The sequence below is a fragment of the Kitasatospora sp. NPDC036934 genome (genome assembly GCF_055608425.1).
On the sequence record NZ_JBVJQR010000030.1, the window covers coordinates 64,132 to 83,964 of the forward strand.

The window sequence follows — 19,833 nt, forward strand, 5'->3', positions numbered from 1 at the left end:
GTACGCCCCATCACACAACCCCCGATGCCCCCCGAAACGTTCGATCACATCCTGCCCGATCCGGCGGGCCCGAAGTGTCCGAACGGCAACGGCCGTGTGCCGCGGCGGCTACGGGCCCAGCCCGGTCGCGCGACAAGGGCCGGTGCGGCCGATGCCCGGGCGGCCACCATCTTTTGCAGGCGTTGACCAGCTGCGCCTTCTCGGCGGCGGCACGCTCAGGCTCGTCACCTTCGTGCAGAGTGTTGCCGCACCAGACCAGCACCCGAGGGCCCCGCCCCCGCAGGATCGAGCAGACGGCGGCGACCGCGGCAGAGGTGTCGTCCAGGTCGGTCGTCGCCCAGGAGAAGTCGGCCGGGTCCTGGCAGCGGTCGTGCGGGTGGAGGGCCATGGCGCGGATCATGGCGCCGGTGCCGCTGGCCGCTATCTGCTCTACGCCCACCTGCAAGTCGGCTCGCTCGGCGTCAGGGAGGGCGACTGCGTCGAACCCGGCCAGGTCCTCGGGCTGATCCGCAACAGCGGCAACTCCACCACGCCGCACCTGCACTTCCAGGTGACGACCACAGACGAGTTCTTCCCGACCGACAGCCCGCCGTTCACCTTCCAGCGGTTCCGCATCCTCGGACAGGTCGAACCCCGGATCCGGGACGACAACCTGGGCCCGCAGCCGACCGGCGTCCTGCCGACCACGCCCTCGCCGTACGAGGGCCTCCACCGTGCTCGGTATCCGCTCGACCGCGAGGTCCTGGACTTCTGACCGGGCTCCGCCCGCATCCCGCTCCGGCCTGGGGACGCATCAGGCGGCTCAGAGGGTGTCGGTCGCCGCGAACTCCCCTGTCAGGCCCGCGCGGGCCAGCGCCCGGACGATGGCCGGCCGGTCCAGCGGATCGTCGTTGCCGTTGGTCTGCCCCAGGCGTTCCAGCAGCCTCTGCGGTTCCAGCCGGTACGCCTCCGCATCGGCCAGGAGGCTGTCCGCGCTCTGCGCGTCGACCGTGTCGTCCAGGTGGTTCGTCAGATCGCCCAGCACCTCGCTTCGGTCGATGAAGGAGCTCATACCGCAGTCCAGGCCGTCGTCGTCGAGGCCGTCCGGGTACGGCGCCCGGGCCCAGGCGCCGTTCTCGTACCAGTAGACGCAGCCGATCTCGTGCCCTGCGAGCCGGTCCCGCAGTGCCTCGTAGGGAAGCCAGTCCGGGCCGCCCGCCAGCACGTCGATCGCCGGCTCGTACCACTTGACGTCGCCCGCCTCGTCCTCGCCGTAGAGCACGAACCGGCCCTCGCCCGCCTTGGACATGACCCACCAAGTGCAACCGCAGTCGTCCCAGTGCAGACCCTCGTCATCGATCCACCGGCCGGTCCGGTAGCGCGGCGGGTGCTCCTCGTCCTCGGTGGTCGCCTCAAGGGCGGCGAGCAGCGCCCATCGTGCCCACAGCTCCTCGGCCGGCGGAAGGTCCTCCGGCAGTCCGGGCCGGTGAACGGTCATGTGTGCCCCCTTGTGTGTGCGGATTGTGATCTCCGCCAACGATACGGTCCGCCGCCGACAGGGCCGCCCACGAGGTCGACCGACTCCGACAAGCACGGCGGCCTTCCCCGGCCCGCGCCGCTCGGCCGCCGGGCCTCGATCAGTGCGTCCGTTGGCTCCGGACATCGAGGCGGGGTCGACCTCGGTCGCGGCCGTCGCGCGGTCCAGCCCCCGGCCTTCTTCGTACGCCGCGGCGAAGGAGGCCGCGCCCAGCGCGTTCGACCGGCTGACGTGGCGAGTTCTCAAAAGGACCGGAAGACACCGGCGGGGTCGATCCGAGCGGCTTCGACGCCGTCCGCGAAATCCAGATTGGCGATCGACAGGTTCGCGTGGATGTCGTTGGACACCCCCGCGATCGTCAGGTCCTCGCCCTTGCCGCTACTCGCGCCATGAGCGCGCAGATCGAACCGCAGCGACGCCACCCCGTTGTCGGCGAGCCCGGCGGCGAGCCGGGTGAAGAAGCCGCCCTCGTTGCGGTCGGCCACCCCCGCGCCGTGTACCAGGACGGCCGCGGCGGAGGGAGCGTCAGCCGGAGCCACCGTGCCGGACAGCCTGGTTCCGTCCAGTGACCTGAACACCAAGCCGTAGTCAGCCATGCACTGATGGTGGCCGGTGAGGGGCTGCGGCTGGCGCTCCCACTCCTTAGACCGTGTCCTATGTGGTGACGGCTCGTTGGCGGGGCATGGGGCGGGGTACGTGGAGTTGGATTGTTCCGGACCGGCCTATGGGAGATCGCGAAGCCGTTGATTCCGCCGGAGCGGGTGCGGCCGCAGGGCGGTGGGACGGCGAACACGCCTGATGAGACGCTGTTCGCGGCGGTCGTGTACGTGCTGGTCAGCGGGTGCGGCTGGCGCGCGCTGCCACCCTGTTTCGGGGTCTCGAAGTCCACCGCGCACCGCCGGTTTCTCATCTGGTCGCAGGCCGGCGTGTGGGCCCGACCACACGAGGCGGTCCTGCAGCTCCTGGACGACGTCGGTCTGGTCGACGTCTCACGCGTCGTACTCGACTCCGCCCGGGTGCGGGCCAAAAAAGGGGCGGACTCACAGGTCCGAGCCCCGTGGACGGAGTAAGCCGGGTTCCAAGGTGCACGTCCTGTCGGACGCGGCAGGGCTGCCCCTGGTCGTCGGCGTGAGCGCGGCCAACACCCACGACAGCAAAGCCCTGAAGCCCGTGGTGGAGGGCTACCAGATGAGACAGACCCCGGGCCGCGGTCCCACCCGCAAGCCCGGACGTCTGCACGCCGACAAAGCCTACGACGTCTCCAGGCCGCCGTCCGCGACCAGCAGCAGCGCGTCCTTGAACACTGGCCCGACGGGACTCGCTACCTGTTCCCGCGGCCGCACGCGAACGTCTCCGGCAATCACCGGCTGTCCGACAGCAGCTACCGGCGCATGCTGAACCGCTGGCTCGCCACCTGTGACATCCGCGACGAGCACGGCCGCCCGGTCCACCTGACGCCCCATCAATGGCGGCACACATTCGGCTGCCGGCTGATCAACCGCGACGTTCCCCAGGAAGTCGTACGCGTTCTGCTCGACCACGAGCCGTCCCGGATGACGGCCCACTGCGCGCGGATCACCGACCAGACGGTGCGGCGCCGCTGGGAGGCGGCGATGAAGGTCAACGTCAAGGGCGAGCGCGTCGCCCTTGATCTTGACGGGCCGCTGGGCCAGGCCCAGTGGGCCAAGACCCGCTACGGCATCGCCACCCAGACCTTGCCCAACGGCTACTGCGGCCTGCCCGTTCAGAAGACCTGCCCGCATGCCAATGCCTGCCTGACCTGCCCGGTCTTCCTCACCGGGCCAGAGTTCCTGCCCGAACTCCGCGAACAGCGCACCCGGACCCTGACGCTGATCGACAACGCCAACAGCTGCGGTCACACCCGCGTCGCCGAGATGAACCAGCAGGTCGCCGAAAACCTCAACCGCATGATCCATGAACTCGAGGACAGCCAGGACCAGCGCGAGGAGACCGCCGATGCGGGCTGACAACTCCCACCTGATCGTTTCTGCGGCCCGCCGCCGAGCGGCTGCAACCCGCCGAAAAGCGGCATCGGCCCTGCGGCGCATGGAGGCCACCGGCGTCGTGATCACCTTCGAGACCGTCGCCCGCGAGGCCAAGGTCTCCCGGTCCTGGCTCTACAACCAGCCGGACCTGCGAGCCGAGATCGAACGCCTCCGGGCCCGGCACCGCCCCGTTCCCGCAGCTCGACCGGTTCCCGAGCGGCAACGCGCCTCCGAAGCTTCCTTGCTCCGCCGCCTGGAGGCCGCCACCGAGCGCAACCGGCAGTTGGAGGCGGAGAATCACGAGCTCAGACAGGCACTCGCCCTCGCGCTCGGCGAGCAACGCACTGCCGACGTCCGAGGCGTCCGCGCCACAGCGAAGCCTCCAGTCCCAAGGTCGATCGGCCCGTGCTGAGAAGCTGATGCACCAGCATCGCCCGCACCCGCTCCCGCAGCCACGCGGGAGCTCGGCGAGGATATGCGGTCGACGAAGGGAAGCTGTTGCGGCACCATGCGGGGCAAGATCCGATGATGAGGAGCATGGTGATCAGCCAGGGAGTGGATATCGCAACGCGATGCAAGGCCTGCGGCGGAGTGCTGATAATCAACACCGGCCAGTCCATCGACAGTGGACGGCTGTGGTGGGGAACCGAGGGCGGCTGCCAGGCCTGCCCCGTCGCCTGGTGCGATCAGGACAGCGGCGTCGCAACTCCTGAAGAGATCCGCCAGGCACTCTTGGCTGAACACGGACCCGCCCGGCTCCGCCTGACCGAGCCCGAGGCGAGCGCAGTGCCCGTCCTTCGCGCTCTTCGAGAGGTGCACGGCCTGTCATTGCCACAAGCACGAGCCATGGCCGACGAGTTGAAGACGACCGGCCTGGTGGGCACGTTCGTCGAGATGGAACTCATAGCCACCCGGCTCCGACATCACTCCGTCGGAGCGACAGTCGAGACATCGTCCAGCTGATCCTCGAGAGCGAGCGACACGCCGGGCGACAAAATCTCCGCAGCCCGAAAAGTCCCTAGCCCCCCGCGTCGAGGACGCTGTCCACATCGCATTGTCCCAGTTCAGGCTCGTCCTCATCGCGATGGCTCAAGATAACGGCCGTTGATCAGCTTGCCACCGTCGAAGCCGCGGCTGTCGGCCCCGACGACGGCGTCCGCCTTGACGGACTGGGAGTCGATCACGCCGGCGCTCGGCTCCGGGTGACGTTCTGGTGGAGCGGGTCCTGCCGGGCCGAGGCTGGTGCAGATCCGCGCGAACCGTCACCTGAGCTCGGCGGTCGCTGCCATCTTGACACCTGGCGCCGATGTACGGGTGCCCGTTCTCCCTGTCGCCGGCTGTTCGCTGAAGCGCCGGGTGGCAGAGTCCCGGGCGACCGTCACCGCGCGCACAGCCGGTCCAGGGATGCGAGGCTCTCCTGGTCCGCGGCGCGGTAGACCAGCAGCCGCAGCTCCGGGTCCTCCAGCGGGAGCAGTACCTCGAAATCGACGGCGATCGCCCCGACAGCCGGGTGCCGCAGCAGCTTGCGGCCGCGGCCGTTCACGCGGACCTCCCGCTCGGCCCACAGGCGCGCGAAATCCTCGTCCTGTGCGATGAATTCGGCGACCAGGCTGGCCAGTGCCCGGTCCTGCGGGTGGGCGGCCCAGGCCGCGCGCAGGTGGGCGACACCGTCGCGCAGCACGGACTCGCGGTCGGCGTAGAAGCCGCGCATCGGCGGGTGCAGCAGACAGAGCCACATGGCGTTGCGCCGGGCCGGCGGCACGGCGTCGAAGTCCGGTAGCAGCCTGGCCATTTCGGGGTTCCAGGCCAGCAGGTCGTAGCGGTGGTCCATCAGCATGGCCGGTAGCGGGGAGAGGTCGTCGACCAGGCGGGCCAGCGACGGCGCCGGGCCGGCGGCTGCCCCGCCGCCGGTGCTGCCGGGGCGGCGCCGTCCGGCCAGGTCGAAGAGGTAGTCGCGTTCGCCGGGCGCCAGCCGCAGGGCCCGGGCCAGCGCCGCCAGCACCTCCGCGGAGGGCCGCAGCCCCCGGCCCTGCTCCAGCCGGACCACGTAGTCAGTGCTGACCCCGGCCAGCTCGGCGACCTCCTCGCGGCGCAGTCCGGGCGTCCGCCGGGCCCGCCGGTGCGCGGGCAGGCCCAGCCGGTCCGGGTCCAGCCGTTCGCGCCTGCTGCGAAGGAAGGCGGCCAGTTCCTCGGTGGTGTCCACGGTTCGTGTCGTCATGACCGGTCCAACCGCCAGGGTGGGACCGGCCTTCCCAGGAAGTTCCCTCCCTTATCCGGGGCCGGCCGCCGCCGCAGACTCGGTCCCGGCAACGGAACACGAGCAGAGGAGAACCTGATGGCACTGGCCCTGGACGACTACCAGCTGCTGGGCCGCTCGGGACTGCGGGTCTCACCGCTGGCCCTGGGCACCGCGACCTTCGGCACCGAATGGGGGTGGGGCGCCGAACGGGCCGAGGCCCGCAAGCTGTTCGACCGCTACGTCGGGCTCGGCGGCAACCTCCTCGATACCGCCGACACCTACACCGAGGGCAGCTCCGAGCGTCTGCTGGGCGAGTTCGCCCGCGAGGAGCGCGAACGCCTGGTGCTGGCGACCAAGTACTCGACCCTGCGCCGTCCGGGCGACCCGAACTCCGGGGGCGGGCACCGCAAGGCGCTGTTCGGCTCGGTGGAGGGCAGCCTGCGGCGGCTGGGCACCGACTACCTCGACCTGCTGTACCTGCACGTCTGGGACTTTCGGACGCCGGTCGAGGAGGTGCTGCGCGGCCTGGACGACCTGGTTCGGCAGGGCAAGGTGCTGTACGTGGCGATCTCCAACACCCCGGCCTGGCAGGTGTCCCGGATGCAGGCGATCGCGGACCTGCGCGGCTGGTCGCCGCTGGTCGCGCTGCAGGTCGAGTACAGCCTGATCGAACGCACCGCGGAGCGCGACCTGATCCCGATGGCTCGGGAGCTGGGCCTGGGCGTGGTCCCGTACTCGCCGCTCGGCGGCGGGGTGCTCAGCGGCAAGTACGGCCGGGAGGACGTGGGCGCGACGGGCGCCGGCCCCGACGGGAGCACCCGTCGGAGCCACAACCTCGCCCTGGGCACCCTCACCGAACGCAGCCTCGGCGTGGCCGGGGTGGTCCGGGAGTTGGCCGGCGAGCTGGGGCACACCCCGGCCCAGGTGGCGCTGGCCTGGACGCTGCGGAAGCCGGGCGTGACGAGCACGCTGCTCGGCGCCCGCACCCCCGCCCAGTTGGAGGACAACCTGGGCGCCCTGGCGGTCGAGCTGACGGGCACCCAGCTGGCCCGGCTCGACGCGGCGGGCGCGATCGCCCTCGGCCAGCCGCACGACCTGCTGGCGAGCGAGCCCATCCGCCAGGTGACCACGGGCGGCCTGAGAATCGAGACCCGCCGCTGACGGCCGACCGTCAGCGGCGAGAGCCGGGGTCTGGAGCCGTGGTCGGTTCATCGTCCGGGCGAGCCACGACCGGTTCGCTACCGCCGTCGGACTCCGTCGAACATGTCCATCGGCCCCTCCGGCCCTCGCGTACCTGCTGCAAACGACCGTGACAGGAACGATGAGAACGCAGCCTACGGCGTGAGACCGACCATCCGAACGAGGCAAAGACCATGCCCGGCACGCGAGGCACTGCGAATCCGACAACACGGATGAGACCGCGTGAGAATCCGCCATCTGCCGTGCGACAGGACACCAGGTCTCCAGCGCAGCGCGCGGAGCGGTGAGAATCCGCCTTCTGTCGTGCGAGAGGACGGCTACCGCCGTCTGGGCGGGCCCGATGACCACCAGTGGTGCCAACTGCAGCGTTGAAGTGACGACTATCAAGCTTCGGCACACCAGGTGTGACTCAGCACGCTACCTGTCGCCAGGAGCGGTGCTCGACGTGCGGTTCTGCGGTCGGGTCAGCATGACAACTGTCGCTGAATCGGCGAGGTATCTGACGGCTGGTGATCGTTCGGCGTGCAAGCTGTCGCCAGCTTCGAAGACGTCCGCCGCCGACGGGGGCCAGCCGCTTCGCTGATGGGGTGGACAGGTCACGCTGGGCGGGTGCGACCCTCCGACGCGGCCGCGTTGATCTCGGCTGCTGCGAGCCGTGCTTCTTCGCGTACCTCTGGGTCGAGGTGGTGGAGGAAGGGTCCGATCAGCGACTGGGCCTGCGAGGCGTGTGCGGCGCCAAGGATGTAGAGGGCGTGTTCGAGGAGTTCGCGCTCCATCGTCGGCATGGCGGCGATCAGTGGTTCGACGAGGTCCAGGGGCAGACGGTGATGGTTGAACGCCTCGCTGATCGAGTTCAGGGCGGACTCGCGCACCTTGGTCACCGGTTCGTTGATGGCCAGGTCGACCGGGCGTCCGACGACCAGCTGGACGGTGTCCGCGTCGAGTGCGGTGCCGTGCAGTAGGTCCCCCAGAACGTCAGCGGCGACGTCCCGGCGGTTCGGATCGCGGTCGGTCAGGGCTTCAAGTGCCGCAAGCATGTCCTTCATGTTGCCGCCTCGGACCGATCGACCAGAACGCCATTCTGAGGGGGCGCCGCTGCGGCCCAGGGGCACCAGGTGGACCCCAGTGATCGCACGCCGCTGACCCTGGACGACAGATTCCGTGCTGACACGACAGTTAGCCTGCCGAGTCACACCAGGTCAGGCGGGACGTTCCTGGCGGCTCGCGAACTACCGTGCACCACTCGCAAACTACGGTGCTCCGTCACACGCACCCGCAAAGGCCGGTGCGGTAGTCGCGCCGCTACCGCACCGCACCATGCGGCCCGCGCCCGCGCCCGCGCCGGCCCGCGCGCGATGGACAGTCCCAGCAGCGCGCGGCGCGCCTATGGACAGGTCCTGCAGCGCGCGTCGCGCGGTGGTCCGCCGCACCGGTGCGCGGCCCCGCGTTTTCCCTGGACAACGGCGCATTTCCCCTGGACAAAGCGCCGCACGCGATGCTGGTGAGAATCCTCGAATTTCCCCGGCCTCGCTCTCGCCTCCTCAGATGGTCGTTCGTTGACGCGAGTGAGGACTTCAGCGAGCGAGGGTGCGGGCGCTCGGCTCGGTCCCCAGCGGGGGCGACCGGCTTGACCTGATTGTGGGTGGTAGGGGAGACGCCACTAGGCTGCGGCTTCCCGGAACGATCACTGTTCCCTCACAGAAGAGGACCCTGATGCCCGCCACCGCCGACCCAGCCACCGCCAACGAGCGCCTGGACCCACAAGAAATGGTCGTCCTGCACCGCGTCTTCCGCCGCGAGATACCGCTCCTGGCCGACCTGATCGAGGCTGCCGCCCCCGGCGACCGGCGGCGCACCGCGGTGCTCGCCGACCACCTCGACCTGGTCCTCGGCGCCCTGGGCGAACACCACGAGGGCGAGGACGACCTGCTGTGGCCAAAGCTGAGCGAGCGCGCGGCCCCCGGCGACGGCGTGGTCGCGCGGATGGCCGACCAGCATGAGGCCATCGCCGGCGCGCTCGCCACGGCCACCGAACTCTCGCGCCATTGGCACACCCGGGCGGACCGTGACACCGCCCTGCGCCTCGCCGAAGCCCTGCGCGTGCTCGACCGGCACGCCGCCGCCCACATGGACGACGAGGAGGAACACCTCCTGCCCCTGATGGCCGACCACATCACGCCCCGCGAATGGACCGAAGTCGGCGAACGTGGGCGCCGCAGCGTCCCCAAGGCCAAGCTTCTGATCTTCCTCGGCGCGATCCTCGAGGACGCGACCGCGCAGGAACGTCGGCTGTTCCTGTCACAGATGCCAGCCCCGGCCCGTCTGCTGTGGCGCACCCTCGGCACCCGTCTCTACGACCGCACCACCACCCGCGTCCGCCGGAGCGGCGCTGCGGTCCCGCAGGCGTAGCGCCGATCCCGCGCGCGGGACGGCGGGGTTCCAGGCCTTCCCATCAGCAAGGTGGGGAATGGCGCGAGTAGCTCTGAGGAACACCCGAGCGTGGGATGGGGAAAGCCAGGGCTCTGACCGGAGTTCCGTGAAAACCAGGACCTCACCCGTCGCGGTACCGAATACTCTCACCCATGCAGGCCTTCTCCAGAACCCGGACCGGCTCGAAGCGCCCGTGCAGCTGTTGGATGACGCCGCCATCGTGTGGCAGCTCCGGAGGAAGCGAGTCGATCTTCGTGGGGTGCGTCGGCTGATGAAGGACCACGCCGCAACCGTCGTACTCGGACAGAGCGGCGGGACGCGCCCCGGCTCGTCGCCGACGGCGCGCGCCCGATGCTCTGGGACACGGTCAAGGACGGTTACAAGGGGCCCGGCGGAAGCCAGACGGTAGGACGTTACCTCACGCACGGCTTCCGCACAGACGCCGATCGCCGCATGCTCTACCTGGAAGAGCACTGCTGACAGCGGGACGAGTCACGCCCGTACGAGGATGCGGATCCGGAGGAGTCGGAACGATGCCCGGCCGTACATGGCGCGCTTGAGCGTCTTGACCCGATTTACTTCGTCCAGGCCGTCCGCACCCCGGACTTCCAGGTCACCTGCCAGACGCCGAAGGCCGGCGGCCAGGTCGTGGTCACCGACGCGGACGCGGCTGTGGACGGGCACACCCTGCGGCAGGCGATCCTGAGTACCAAACAGGGCTCGGGCCAGGTGCAGCTCTCCCTCACCTTCACCCTCGGCCAGGTCAACGGCGACTGGCGCCTGGCGAACCTCGGCAGGGACAACGACGCGTCCGTCTGCGCCACCGGCACGGCCGCGGCCACCGGCTGACCGTCGGCGACCGGCCCGCCTCCGAGGCCGAAGCGAAGGGCGGCCACCCGGAGCCAGGCAGCGCCGCCGTCCGGCTCCGGGGGCATTCGTCATGGGCGGTGGCCCGTGACGTTCAGAGCCGGCTGGTCGAAGGTGTCCGGCACCGGCAGCGTGCCCGAGTGCGGCAGCGGCCAGGCCACCACGAAGGCACGTCCGATGACGTTCTTGACCGGGACGAACCCGCCGCCCGGCTCGTTCACGTGCGCCCGCGAGTCCGCGGAGTCGTTGCGGTGGTCGCCCATCACCCAGAGCTCGTCCTTGGGCACCGTGACCGTCCCCACCGGGTGCTGGTCGCACGGCGTGGCGCCGGGGTACAGGTACGGCTCGTCCAGCGCCACCCCGTTCACCTTGACCGGCTCGCCGCGCTCGCAGTCCAGCGTGTCACCGCCGACCGCGATCACCCGCTTGATCAGGTCCTTCTCGTTCGCCGCCGGCGCCAGGCCGACGAAGGCGAGCGCCTGCTGCAGCGCGTTCTGCTTGGGCTGTGGCTCGTCCGACAGCCAGTTCCCGGGGTCGCGGAAGACCACCACGTCCCCGCGCTCCGGCTTCGCGCCGAACAGCGGGGTGAACTTATCCACCAGCACCCGGTCACCGACCCGCAAAGTGTTCTCCATCGAGCCCGTGGGGATCGAGAACGCCTGAACGAACAAGGTCTTGATCCCCCAGGCCAGCACCAGCGCCGCCACCACCACGATCAGCGTCTCCTGCCACCAGGGCCGCTTCCGCCGCTTCCGCCGCTCCCGCCGCTCCCGCCGCCCGCGCCGCAGCCGCCAGGTGCGCCCGCTGTTCTCCGCCCCCGCGGTCGTCCGGTCAGCGCCCATCGCCGACCCCCCGTCCATGCCGTCCTCGTGCGGTCGCGTCGAGTATCCACAGCCGGTCGTACGGTCTCAGTAAGAGAGTCGCGATGAACCTGGCGGGCCGAGCAGAACGACACCGCGCGTCGGGTTGAGCGACTCGGTTCGGGCGATGTTGTGATCCCGGCGACACTTCTGTTCAGCAACTCCGGTGCGGCGTAGCCTGGTTGAAAGCTCTTGTTTTCAGTGCCTCAGGGGGCGGTTCCCGTGGTCTACAAGCAGGTCTTTCTGCCATGGACGGTTGAGCAGTTCTTCACCGAGGGGCCCACGGCAGCGTCCCAGCTCGGCCGTTGCCCGACGGCCGCCCATGCTTCACCGACGGAGTTCCACCTCGCCGGTGACCAGGCTCATCCGCAGTTCGTCATCATCCCGCAGCGCAAGGACGGGCTGCTGGAGGTCGATTCCGACGGCGAGCGGGGGACCCCCCAGCTGTAGCCCAGGGGATCCCCTGCGCACCGGACCGTCCGTTCCCTGATCCGCCGCGCCCGGACCTTCTGCGCCGGCGCCGCTAGAGGTCCTTGTCCGTCAGCGCCCGCCGGTCCGCGAGGTACGGGTACTGCCCGGCCTCCAGGCGATCGGCGAACGTGCGCAGCAGGGCCAGCCAGTTCGCCGACCTCACACAGGCGCTCTCGGGTATCCCCTGATCGGCGTATATGACCTGGCCCCGCATCCCGTTCGGCCCGGGGTCGAGGTCGAGGGCGAGGATCGATCCGTCCGGTTCGTAGGACAGGGTCAGCCAGCCGGCCCGCCAGTCGTCGCTCCGGCGGACCTCGCCGTCCTGGTCGTGGTACGGCTCGTGCGCCGGGATGCCGGAAGGGACGGCCAGCGCGGCGAAGTCCTCGTGCTCGACGTCGAAGCCGAGTACGCCACCGAGGTGGATGCTGCGATGCCGGGCGCAGGAGGCCGCGAAGTCGGCGGGCAGCCGCATGCCGAACTGCCGCTCGACGGAGGCGATCTCCTCCGCGCTCGCCGGTTCGCCCAGCAACTCCAGGACCCCCGGGGCGTGTTCGGCGAGATATGCCTCGACCCGCCCCCATACCCCGGCGACCTCCGCACGCAGCCGCGCCTCGGTCGCCGCCACCGCCTCGACGGTGGCCGCCTCGCGCAGCGACCGCGCCAGCCACTCCCGAGCCGCCGCCCGCTCGGCCGCACCGACCTCACCGAGCCGCTGCACCGCCCGCCGCCGGAACACCAACCGCAGCTGCTCGTCGCGCACCAAATCCCACAGTGCGCTCAGCAGTTCACCCCGGAACCGGGGACCGGCCGCCAGCACGGCGGCGACCGCGTCCTGGTGGCCGGCCGTCAGGAACCCTCCTGGGTCCATCCGCAGCGACGCGAGCGCGACGTGCACCACGTGCGGCCGGTAGGCCCGGTGCAGTGAACCCGGCGTGCTCGACAGCACACCGAGTGCGAGGCCGCGCCCGAGCAGACGGTCGAGCTCCGCGCGCACCTGTTCATGGAGCTCCGGCTGCAACAGCACCATGTTCCTCGCCATGCTGCCCGCCAGCCGGTCGTTCCGGTCGGCCTGCTCCGCCATCCTCGCCAGCGCCAGCCGCGCCTGCTCCTCGCCGAGGCCCGCGAACTCGTTGTGCGCGAAGAGCAGCGCCGTCACCTCGGCCGTCGCGTACTCGGCCTGCGCCTCGTCGAGCCACGCGCGGTCCAGGTACGCCAGGGTGACCAGCCGGTTGATCCGCTCCCACGGCTGCGGGTTGACCACCAGGTGCGTACTGGCCTGCACCTGCGGGTCGCGGTAACGGTTGCGGTGGTAGAGGCTCATCCGCTCGACCGCCACCGGCACCTGTTCCGGCGCGTACGCCACGATGGCCCTCGCGACGGCGGGCCGGGTGTGGAAGTCATGGCTCAACATGTGCACCAGCACCTCGCCGACCAGCTCCGACCGCCCGCCGCCCTCGGCCGCCAAATCCACCACCCGGGCCAGCACCTCCTCCGGCCGGCCCGACGCGTCGGACAGCAGCAGCGGCACCGGGCACGGCGGGCAGAACGGCGAAGCGGTCACGGGTACCTCACATCTCGCGAGAGCCTGGGGAACGGGGCGATTCTGCCGGAGCGGACCGACAAGCAAGTCAGGGACGGTCACTGGCTTCAACCAGTAGCCAAAGAAGCCCCCGGTCCTCGGGGGGCTTCTTGCGTGTCAGGCGGCGGTGGGCTGGTGCCAGGCGACGGGCGGAGGGGCTCGTCGAGCGGGGAGTCGATGAGGCGGTCGGCGAAGGCGGAGAGAGTGTAGCCACTCGGCGCTGTTGCGTGGGGGAGGACGACCTCGCTGGTCTGGCGCTTGCGGGTGCTGTTGGAGCACGGCGAGACTGGCCCTGCGACCGGCGCGGTGAATTCGGCGGACGGTCAGCGTTGCGGTCGGGAGGGATCGCTGAGCAGGTCGGCGACCAGGGCGCGGGCGTAGGCCTCGTCGGTGTTCGGCACGGAGAAGACGACACGGAAGTAGAGCGGAGCGACGATACGGTCGAGCAGCCGTTCGACTGGGGGCGGTGTTTCGTCCCGGGCGAGGGAGGCTTCGAGGACCGTGTCGAGGCCGGCGGTGGCGCGTTGCAGGCATTCTCGGAGGCCGCCGCGGCGCTCGTCGACGTCGGGGGAGACCTCTGCCCGGAAGAACGCGATGCCACCGGGGCGGGTCAGATCGGTCAGCGTCCGAATCGCGTAGGCCTCCAGGTCCGTACGGAGATCGCCGCTGGAGGGAGGTTGGACGTCGGTCCTGTGCAGGGCTGCCACCTCGGCCAGCAGGACCTGCAGCGTGCCCCAGCGCCGGTAGATGGTGGTGGGGTTGACCCCGGCGTGCTCGGCCACCGCGGGGATCGTCAGCTGGGCCGCGTCGCGCTCGCCGGCCAACCCGACATAGCGTCGGGTCGACCGGCCGCATCGGGTCGGTTGACCGGGTCCGCCGCCGGGCGGCCGGGATGCCCCTGGAAACCCTCCAGCAGGCCCTGGACCGGGCCCGGGACGACGAGCGCCGCCGCCGACCGGTACGCCGACGCCGGAGACGAGACCGCCCACGACACCGCGTTCACCGCCTTGGCCGAGTGGCAGCGCGTGCACGACCACACGGCCGCCACCCGGGCCGAGCGCTACAACCCCGACCACGACACCGCCCTCCAGTACGCGCTGCGCCGCGAGCGCCACCGCCAGGACGTCGCCGAATGGCCCGCGAGGCAGCCCACCAGGCCCGACAGACCACCGACACGGCCCACCGCCGCCTCGCCGGCACACCCGTGACCCAAGGAAGCCGAGCGCGCCGCGTATGCTGCACGCCCCAGCCGTTGGTGACCCTGCCTGCGGCCACCGAGCACCGAGCAGGCGGAACCATGGTCGACACCGGAGCCCTCTTCACCGGCACAGTCGGGGCCGTTACCTGGGTTGCCGCGGCCTATCAGACGGTGCGTCAGTGGCAGGCCGGCGCTGGGCGCCGTACCAGTGGGATGATCACGCGCATCAGCGCAGCGGGGCGCGGCGGCAGCTCCTGCACGGTTCAGTTCATGGACGAGTCCGGTACTCCCCGTCGCTTCGAGACGAGCGTCCGTGGCCGGGTCGGAGAGACGGTCCGGGTCGGGTATCCGGCCGGGAAGCCGCAGCGCGCCCGCAGGATCGGCGGCATCGCCCCCTGGGAATTCCCGATCGCGGCCACGGCGGTGGGCGGCGTGTTCCTGTGCGTGTCCGCATCGCTTATCAGCCCCGGCGGACTGCCTCACGTGCTGCTGGGGCGTTGAGAAGCCGTAGACGCCGCTATGGATGTCACTCGCGGTTCGGCTGGGTCGGCCTACCCCGTACCGATCATGCTGAGCGTGAGCTGTTCCAAGCGGTCGCAGCAGCGACTGTCGAAGAATCTTGAACAGAGCCAGCAGGAGGCGCTGGCCAGGTATGACGCTCAGGCTGCCCAAGTATCGCGAAAACTGTGGCCATCTACCTTGAAAAGATGGCCGTCTACCGTGCTCAGCCACAGCACGAGCTGACCCGGTGCGGGTTGCCTCTGAGGTTGCCTCTGGGGTTGCTGCTCGGGGCTGCTTCTCGGGCTTGCTACTCGGGGTTGCTACTCGGGGTTGCGTCAGGCGGTGCCGCCGGAAGCGGGTTTGCGCAGCTCAGCGCCCGTTGTCCATAGGTCGGCGGGCGCCGACTACTTCTCCCTGGGCACCCGGGCGGGTGCTGGGTGAAGTCCGGGGCACCGGAGCGTTGAAGAAGAGGAGAAGGAGAGTCGGCGCGCAGAGCAGGAGCGGAGACAAGATCCCGGCGACCTGATGCTGCGCGCCGACGGCGTGACGGGTTGTCCGCTGCGCGGTGGCCCGGCGGCCCCGCTTCGCGGCGCCACCGGCCGGGCGGAGGAGCAAGGAGGAGGACGGCCGGCGGCAGGCCATCCAGCGGGCCCCCGCTCGCCGCCTGCAGTTCCGTCCACCCGCACGCCCGCCCGCCCTGCGCGCTGAGCGGGTGCCAGATTGGGGCGGACGGTCCGCGCTGGACCAGGTCCTTGATTCGGGCGGCGCCGGCCGGGACGGCGGTGAGCATCTCGGGGTGGCCGGGTTCTCCTCGGCGGCCAGGCGCAGCTCTGCCACCGCTGAGCGCACCTCGGAGGCCGCGGTGCCGACCAGGACGACCAGCAGCCGTGGGAAGGATCGCCAGCGCCGCTCCCACGCCCGACCCCGGCTGCTCCCACAGTCGGCGCAGGCCGCCGGCTGCGCCGCCGTCTCCTCGGCGCCAACACCGGGGCGCTGGCCGCTCCGGCGCCCGGCGCGCGATGGCAGCCAACCAGATGGTGCTCGCGTTCGTCCTCGGCGGTTGCCAGGGTGAAGCGGTGGAGTGCCAACAGGACGTCGTGGTCGGACTCCAGGTCCCTGCGCACGTCCGCCTTCCCCACCCTCAGATTCCCGCAGGAGGGCATCCCGGTTGTCACCGTGTTCGCGTGTCGGGTGTCGCCTTCGGGCCGTGCACCGGGGTGCCCTGCTCGTTGGCTGGGCTTTCGGTGCTGGGCAACGCCCGCTCACCGGCGAGCCAGGCCCGCAGGACGTTCTTGCGTACCTTGCCGAGCTCGTTGAGGGGCAGGTACGGCACGGTCTCGACGCGGGTCGGCCAGTACCAGTCGGTCATGCCGCGGTCGGCGAGCCAGGTGCGCAGTTCGGCCAAGCCGGGGGCGCGCCCGCCAGCGGGAACGACGACCGCGCAGGGCAGGTCACCGTGCTCGGCGGGGTAACCGACCAGGGCGACATCGGCGATCGCGGGGTGCTCGCGCAGCTGCGCCTCGACGTCCAGGACGGGGATCATCAGCTGGGTGGCGCCGGAGATCCGGTCACCGGCCCGTCCGGCGTAGGCCAGGCCTCCCGCGCCGTCGGGGCGGACCAGGTCGCCGGTGGCGTACCAGCCGTCGGTGTCGGCGGCGCGCCATCGCAGGCGGCCGGTGTCGCGGTCGAAGGTGCCCAGGCAGACGGACGGGCTACGCAGCTCGACGGGCGGTCACAACCTTCTTTCTGCCGGAGGCGCGCGTGATCGGGCTGGTGCCGGCGTAGGTCTTGCGGGCCTTGGCGCTGGCGTAGCGGTGCGGGTCCTCGCCGAAGATCCTGATGCCGCTTCGGGACCCCGGACCAGCGGCTGCTGGTCCGGGGTCCCGCCGACGGCGGAAGCCGGTCGGCCCTGGACCGCTTGTCCGGTGACAGCGTGCCCGGCGACCGGGTGGCACCTTCACGGGCGTGAGGAGCAGCAGTTCCTCCGGGACCGCCATCGGTGAGGCCGTGGCCCACACCATGCGGTGCGGGCCACGGCCCCGTGCACACGTTCGTCCGAGCGGACGGTCGTGACTGCTCCAGGACTACTCCTGGCGGTAGATCCGCCCTGTTCGAACTTCGCTCTCCACCACATTGGCGATGAAGAGACCGAAGTCGAAGTGCTCGGCTTCGACGAACGGGGTCAAGTCGTTCTCCAGCCCGTACCATTCCGACGGCACCGGATAGTGCAGTTCAGCGACCTGATCGATCTCCAGGACGCATTCGGGCTCCTGGATCCGGTGCCGGACCCGTGCAGGGGAGTCGATTCGGCACTCACGGTCTCCCACCCGCAGGTGGAGCCCATCGCCGTCCCGGTAGAACACCACGGTCCTTCCGGCCAGTTCACCGTAGTGACCGTGGGTTTCCTGTCCGGGTTCGACAGTACGCTCAGGACTCAGCTCCCCGGTCGCTGGGTCGAAGTCAGCGACCAGCCGGTAGGTGTCGAAGGAAGCGATGAGCACCACTACCTCTTCTCCAGACCGAGGTCCTTGCCACCGGTCCGTGTCGCGCTTTCGATGATGTCCTCCCAAGACTTGTCGTGAGCCCGCAGCCAGTCGACGCTCGGCCCGAGCTTGTCCTCATACTTCGCCAGGTTGCGGGCGTAGATCGCCTCGCGCTGCTCCTCCGGGGTCGCATCCTTGTACTTCACCCCGAGGTCGCGGCGCGCCTGGTGCAGGGTACGGGCGATCTCCTCGTCGGACTTGCCGGCCGCCCTCATCTGCCCGGCCTTGCCCTTCAGCGCCTCCACCTCATTGATGTACGCCTGGCGCAGCGGGGGGAGTTCCGCGTTCGGGTCCACGATGGGACCGTTTCCCGCGTTCGGGCAGACTGGGTCGTCGGCGGCTTCGCCGGTGTTCTCCGCGTTCGCCCGTGAACTCCCGCCGACCGAACCGTCGTTGCGGCCGCCGGTCGCCCCCTGGTTCTTCTGGTCCTCCTCCCGGAACGCTTTGTTGAAGGAGTCGGTGAACCGGTCGACGCCGTCCACGGTGATGGCGAGGCCGGTCGAGGCGACGGCCACGCCGGCCCCGGCGACCACGCAGCCGATGCCGAGGGTGAACGGGCAGCTGATCATCCCGAGTCCGGTGAGGTCGGCGCCCAGTTCGGTGACGGCCGCGCCGAAAATGGTCTCGGCGACCCCGACGGTCACGTCGATGTGGGTGAGGGCGCCGCCGACGTCGCTGAGGCAGTCGAGGAAGCCGTCGCATAGCCCGCTGGGGTCGGTCCGGTAGGACGGGCCGTTGCGGGTGTAGACGTAGTCGGCCGTGTAGGGGCGGTCGGGTCGCAGTTGGATGGGGTCGCGGGTGGTGAGGCGACCGGTGGCGCTGTCGTAGCGGCGGGCGCGCAGGTTCAGCAGGTTGTCGGTCGGGTCGGTGTGTTCCCCGGTGAAGCCGAAAGGGTTGACCGGGGGGTTGGGCACCGTGCTGGTGGCGCTGCGTGCGCCGAAGGTGTCGTAGCCGTAACGGATCTGTTGGACGCCGTGGCCGTCCGTGACGTCGGTGACGGACCCGAGCCAGTCGTGGTGGCTGTAGTAGGTGTCCGTGCCGTTGTGCTGGGAGAGCAGCTGGCCCTGCGGCCCGTAGCCGTAGTCCCCGAGGAGCGAGCCGTCGCCGCTGGTCTCGGTGGCGATGCGCGGCAGGGGGGTGTTGATGTCCCACTGGGTGGTGCGGACGGCTGCGCCGTTCTGGCGGGTGGCGGTCCGGTTCCCGGCGTTGTCGTAGGTGTACGTGAAGGTGTTCGCGCCGATGGTCTCCCCGGAGAGGTGACCGGCGGCGTCGTAGGTGTAGGTGGCGGTCCCGGCCGCGTTCACGGCGTTCCAGGTGTTGGTGGACCACTGCACCTTGCCGTTGGCGTCGTAGACGACGAGGTTCGCGTCTGCCTGGATCTTGGCGTAGGTGCCGGGGCCTGAGGTGGTCCCGGTGCTCCAGAGCACCGTGCCGGCCGTGTCGCGGACGGTGAGGTTGCCGTCGTTCTGCAGTGCGGCGGTTGCGCCGGGGTGGCCGCTGGTCTGCGAGGACCACAGCACCTGGCCCGACAGGATCGAGGACAGGACGAGGTTGCCGTCGGCCTGCATCGTCAGCCGCACGCTCGCCGACGAGAGCGAGGCCCCCGAGGCGATCGTGCCGCCACTGGGCAGGACCGGACTGGCACTCGCGGCCTCGGCGTTGCCGTTCCAGGTGTTGGTGGACCACTGCACCTTGCCGTTGGCGTCGTAGACGACGAGGTTCGCGTCTGCCTGGATCTTGGCGTAGGTGCCGGGGCCTGAGGTGGTCCCGGTGCTCCAGAGCACCGTGCCGGCCGTGTCGCGGACGGTGAGGTTGCCGTCGTTCTGCAGTGCGGCGGTTGCGCCGGGGTGGCCGCTGGTCTGCGAGGACCACAGCACCTGGCCCGACAGGATCGAGGACAGGACGAGGTTGCCGTCGGCCTGCATCGTCAGCCGCACGCTCGCCGACGAGAGCGAGGCCCCCGAGGCGATCGTGCCGCCACTGGGCAGGACCGCGCTGCTGGGGAAGGTCTTCGTCGAGGTCGTGTTGCCGTCGGGGTCGTAGCCATAGGCCGTCGTGGTCGTTCCGGTGACGGCCTGGGCGAGCTGGTCGGCGTCGTCGTAGGCGTACGTCGTGACGGCCTGTCCGCTGGTCTGCGTCAGCCGGTTGCCGGCCTTGTCGTAGGTGTAGGCGAGTTCCGAGCCCGGCAGGCATCCGGCACCGGTGGACGGGGCGGAACAGCCGGTGAGCAGGCGTCCGGCCGGGTCGTAGCTGTAGGCCAGGGCGCCGTTGGGCAGTCCGGACCTGGAGGTGTCGACTTTGACGGGCAGTCCCGCGGCGTTGCGGGTAAGTGGCTGTTGTCTTTCCGGGGTTGAGGGCTGCGTTTTCGCTGATCAGGCATGGGATCGGCGGTGTCGGGGAGTGGTGATGTGTCGTGTCGTCGC

The 19,833-nt window shown here is 70.4% G+C and carries 19 protein-coding genes and 3 pseudogenes; 11 read left to right on the forward strand and 11 right to left on the reverse strand.

Going from position 1 to position 19,833, the window contains the following annotated elements; translation table 11 throughout:
• Positions 1-376 precede the first annotated feature (376 nt).
• On the forward strand, positions 377-754 hold the full coding sequence (locus ACZ7BZ_RS32305; RefSeq protein ID WP_470361446.1) for a M23 family metallopeptidase: 378 nt from the start codon (positions 377-379) through the stop codon (positions 752-754).
• Between the two features lie 48 nt (positions 755-802).
• On the opposite strand, the gene ACZ7BZ_RS32310 is transcribed toward ACZ7BZ_RS32305, so the two are convergent.
• Together ACZ7BZ_RS32310 and ACZ7BZ_RS32315 are read right to left on the reverse strand one after the other, a co-directional pair.
• Positions 803-1,477, reverse strand: coding sequence for a hypothetical protein (locus tag ACZ7BZ_RS32310; RefSeq protein WP_470361447.1), 675 nt, complete (start codon positions 1,475-1,477; stop codon positions 803-805).
• Positions 1,478-1,758: 281 nt separating this feature from the next.
• A complete protein-coding gene (locus ACZ7BZ_RS32315; RefSeq protein ID WP_470361448.1) occupies positions 1,759-2,112 on the reverse strand; it encodes an alpha/beta fold hydrolase in 354 nt (117 codons plus the stop codon).
• An 86-nt stretch (positions 2,113-2,198) separates the two neighbouring features.
• Here ACZ7BZ_RS32315 and ACZ7BZ_RS32320 point away from each other — a divergent pair.
• From ACZ7BZ_RS32320 to ACZ7BZ_RS32335, 4 genes and pseudogenes are all read left to right on the forward strand, one after another.
• Positions 2,199-2,773 (forward strand): annotated as a pseudogene (locus tag ACZ7BZ_RS32320) (IS5 family transposase); the annotation flags it as partial.
• A gap of 47 nt (positions 2,774-2,820) precedes the next feature.
• A pseudogene (locus ACZ7BZ_RS32325) lies at positions 2,821-3,504 on the forward strand (tyrosine-type recombinase/integrase); the annotation flags it as partial.
• Complete coding sequence (locus tag ACZ7BZ_RS32330; protein ID WP_470361449.1) at positions 3,494-3,934, forward strand: DUF6262 family protein; 441 nt, start codon at positions 3,494-3,496, stop codon at positions 3,932-3,934. The pseudogene ACZ7BZ_RS32325 and the gene ACZ7BZ_RS32330, both read left to right, overlap by 11 nt.
• A gap of 125 nt (positions 3,935-4,059) precedes the next feature.
• Positions 4,060-4,485 carry a hypothetical protein gene (locus tag ACZ7BZ_RS32335; RefSeq protein WP_470361450.1) on the forward strand — a complete coding sequence of 142 codons (426 nt, stop codon included), beginning with the start codon at positions 4,060-4,062 and terminating at the stop codon, positions 4,483-4,485.
• 134 nt (positions 4,486-4,619) lie between these two features.
• Here the strand turns inward: ACZ7BZ_RS32335 and ACZ7BZ_RS32340 are convergent.
• Both ACZ7BZ_RS32340 and ACZ7BZ_RS32345 read right to left on the reverse strand, forming a co-directional pair.
• Positions 4,620-4,730: pseudogene (locus ACZ7BZ_RS32340) on the reverse strand (IS5 family transposase); the annotation flags it as partial.
• Positions 4,731-4,900: 170 nt separating this feature from the next.
• The gene (locus ACZ7BZ_RS32345; RefSeq protein ID WP_470361451.1) at positions 4,901-5,740 is read right to left on the reverse strand and encodes a helix-turn-helix domain-containing protein; all 840 of its coding nucleotides are present in this window, start codon (positions 5,738-5,740) and stop codon (positions 4,901-4,903) included.
• A 117-nt stretch (positions 5,741-5,857) separates the two neighbouring features.
• Between ACZ7BZ_RS32345 and ACZ7BZ_RS32350 the strand changes: the two genes are divergently transcribed.
• Complete coding sequence (locus ACZ7BZ_RS32350) at positions 5,858-6,922, forward strand: aldo/keto reductase (RefSeq protein WP_470361452.1); 1,065 nt, start codon at positions 5,858-5,860, stop codon at positions 6,920-6,922.
• Between the two features lie 635 nt (positions 6,923-7,557).
• On the opposite strand, the gene ACZ7BZ_RS32355 is transcribed toward ACZ7BZ_RS32350, so the two are convergent.
• On the reverse strand, positions 7,558-7,998 hold the full coding sequence (locus ACZ7BZ_RS32355) for a hypothetical protein (RefSeq protein ID WP_470361453.1): 441 nt from the start codon (positions 7,996-7,998) through the stop codon (positions 7,558-7,560).
• A 676-nt stretch (positions 7,999-8,674) separates the two neighbouring features.
• Here ACZ7BZ_RS32355 and ACZ7BZ_RS32360 point away from each other — a divergent pair.
• Both ACZ7BZ_RS32360 and ACZ7BZ_RS32365 read left to right on the forward strand, forming a co-directional pair.
• Positions 8,675-9,370: a hemerythrin domain-containing protein gene (locus ACZ7BZ_RS32360; RefSeq protein ID WP_470361454.1), complete on the forward strand. Its 696-nt coding sequence runs from the start codon at positions 8,675-8,677 to the stop codon at positions 9,368-9,370.
• A 669-nt stretch (positions 9,371-10,039) separates the two neighbouring features.
• Positions 10,040-10,240: a hypothetical protein gene (locus tag ACZ7BZ_RS32365; protein ID WP_470361455.1), complete on the forward strand. Its 201-nt coding sequence runs from the start codon at positions 10,040-10,042 to the stop codon at positions 10,238-10,240.
• A gap of 89 nt (positions 10,241-10,329) precedes the next feature.
• On the opposite strand, the gene lepB is transcribed toward ACZ7BZ_RS32365, so the two are convergent.
• Positions 10,330-11,100 (reverse strand): signal peptidase I, encoded by a 771-nt coding sequence (gene lepB / locus ACZ7BZ_RS32370; RefSeq protein WP_470361456.1) that lies wholly within the window; start codon positions 11,098-11,100, stop codon positions 10,330-10,332.
• 240 nt (positions 11,101-11,340) lie between these two features.
• On the opposite strand from lepB, the gene ACZ7BZ_RS32375 reads away from it, so the two are divergent.
• Positions 11,341-11,568 (forward strand): hypothetical protein, encoded by a 228-nt coding sequence (locus tag ACZ7BZ_RS32375; protein ID WP_470361457.1) that lies wholly within the window; start codon positions 11,341-11,343, stop codon positions 11,566-11,568.
• A 73-nt stretch (positions 11,569-11,641) separates the two neighbouring features.
• On the opposite strand, the gene ACZ7BZ_RS32380 is transcribed toward ACZ7BZ_RS32375, so the two are convergent.
• Both ACZ7BZ_RS32380 and ACZ7BZ_RS32385 read right to left on the reverse strand, forming a co-directional pair.
• Complete coding sequence (locus tag ACZ7BZ_RS32380; protein WP_470361458.1) at positions 11,642-13,150, reverse strand: SMI1/KNR4 family protein; 1,509 nt, start codon at positions 13,148-13,150, stop codon at positions 11,642-11,644.
• A 341-nt stretch (positions 13,151-13,491) separates the two neighbouring features.
• Positions 13,492-13,992 carry a TetR/AcrR family transcriptional regulator gene (locus ACZ7BZ_RS32385; RefSeq protein WP_470361459.1) on the reverse strand — a complete coding sequence of 167 codons (501 nt, stop codon included), beginning with the start codon at positions 13,990-13,992 and terminating at the stop codon, positions 13,492-13,494.
• 39 nt (positions 13,993-14,031) lie between these two features.
• Between ACZ7BZ_RS32385 and ACZ7BZ_RS32390 the strand changes: the two genes are divergently transcribed.
• Both ACZ7BZ_RS32390 and ACZ7BZ_RS32395 read left to right on the forward strand, forming a co-directional pair.
• A complete protein-coding gene (locus tag ACZ7BZ_RS32390; RefSeq protein ID WP_470361460.1) occupies positions 14,032-14,376 on the forward strand; it encodes a hypothetical protein in 345 nt (114 codons plus the stop codon).
• A gap of 89 nt (positions 14,377-14,465) precedes the next feature.
• Positions 14,466-14,867, forward strand: coding sequence for a DUF3592 domain-containing protein (locus ACZ7BZ_RS32395; RefSeq protein ID WP_470361461.1), 402 nt, complete (start codon positions 14,466-14,468; stop codon positions 14,865-14,867).
• 1,171 nt (positions 14,868-16,038) lie between these two features.
• On the opposite strand, the gene ACZ7BZ_RS32400 is transcribed toward ACZ7BZ_RS32395, so the two are convergent.
• From ACZ7BZ_RS32400 to ACZ7BZ_RS32410, 3 genes are all read right to left on the reverse strand, one after another.
• Entirely contained in the window at positions 16,039-16,410 is a 372-nt protein-coding gene (locus tag ACZ7BZ_RS32400; protein ID WP_470361462.1) for an AMP-binding enzyme, read from the reverse strand.
• Between the two features lie 541 nt (positions 16,411-16,951).
• Positions 16,952-17,371 carry a hypothetical protein gene (locus tag ACZ7BZ_RS32405; RefSeq protein ID WP_470361463.1) on the reverse strand — a complete coding sequence of 140 codons (420 nt, stop codon included), beginning with the start codon at positions 17,369-17,371 and terminating at the stop codon, positions 16,952-16,954.
• The gene (locus ACZ7BZ_RS32410; RefSeq protein ID WP_470361464.1) at positions 17,371-19,347 is read right to left on the reverse strand and encodes an RHS repeat-associated core domain-containing protein; all 1,977 of its coding nucleotides are present in this window, start codon (positions 19,345-19,347) and stop codon (positions 17,371-17,373) included. Before ACZ7BZ_RS32410 ends, ACZ7BZ_RS32405 begins: the two co-directional genes overlap by 1 nt.
• Between the last annotated feature and the right edge of the window lie 486 nt (positions 19,348-19,833).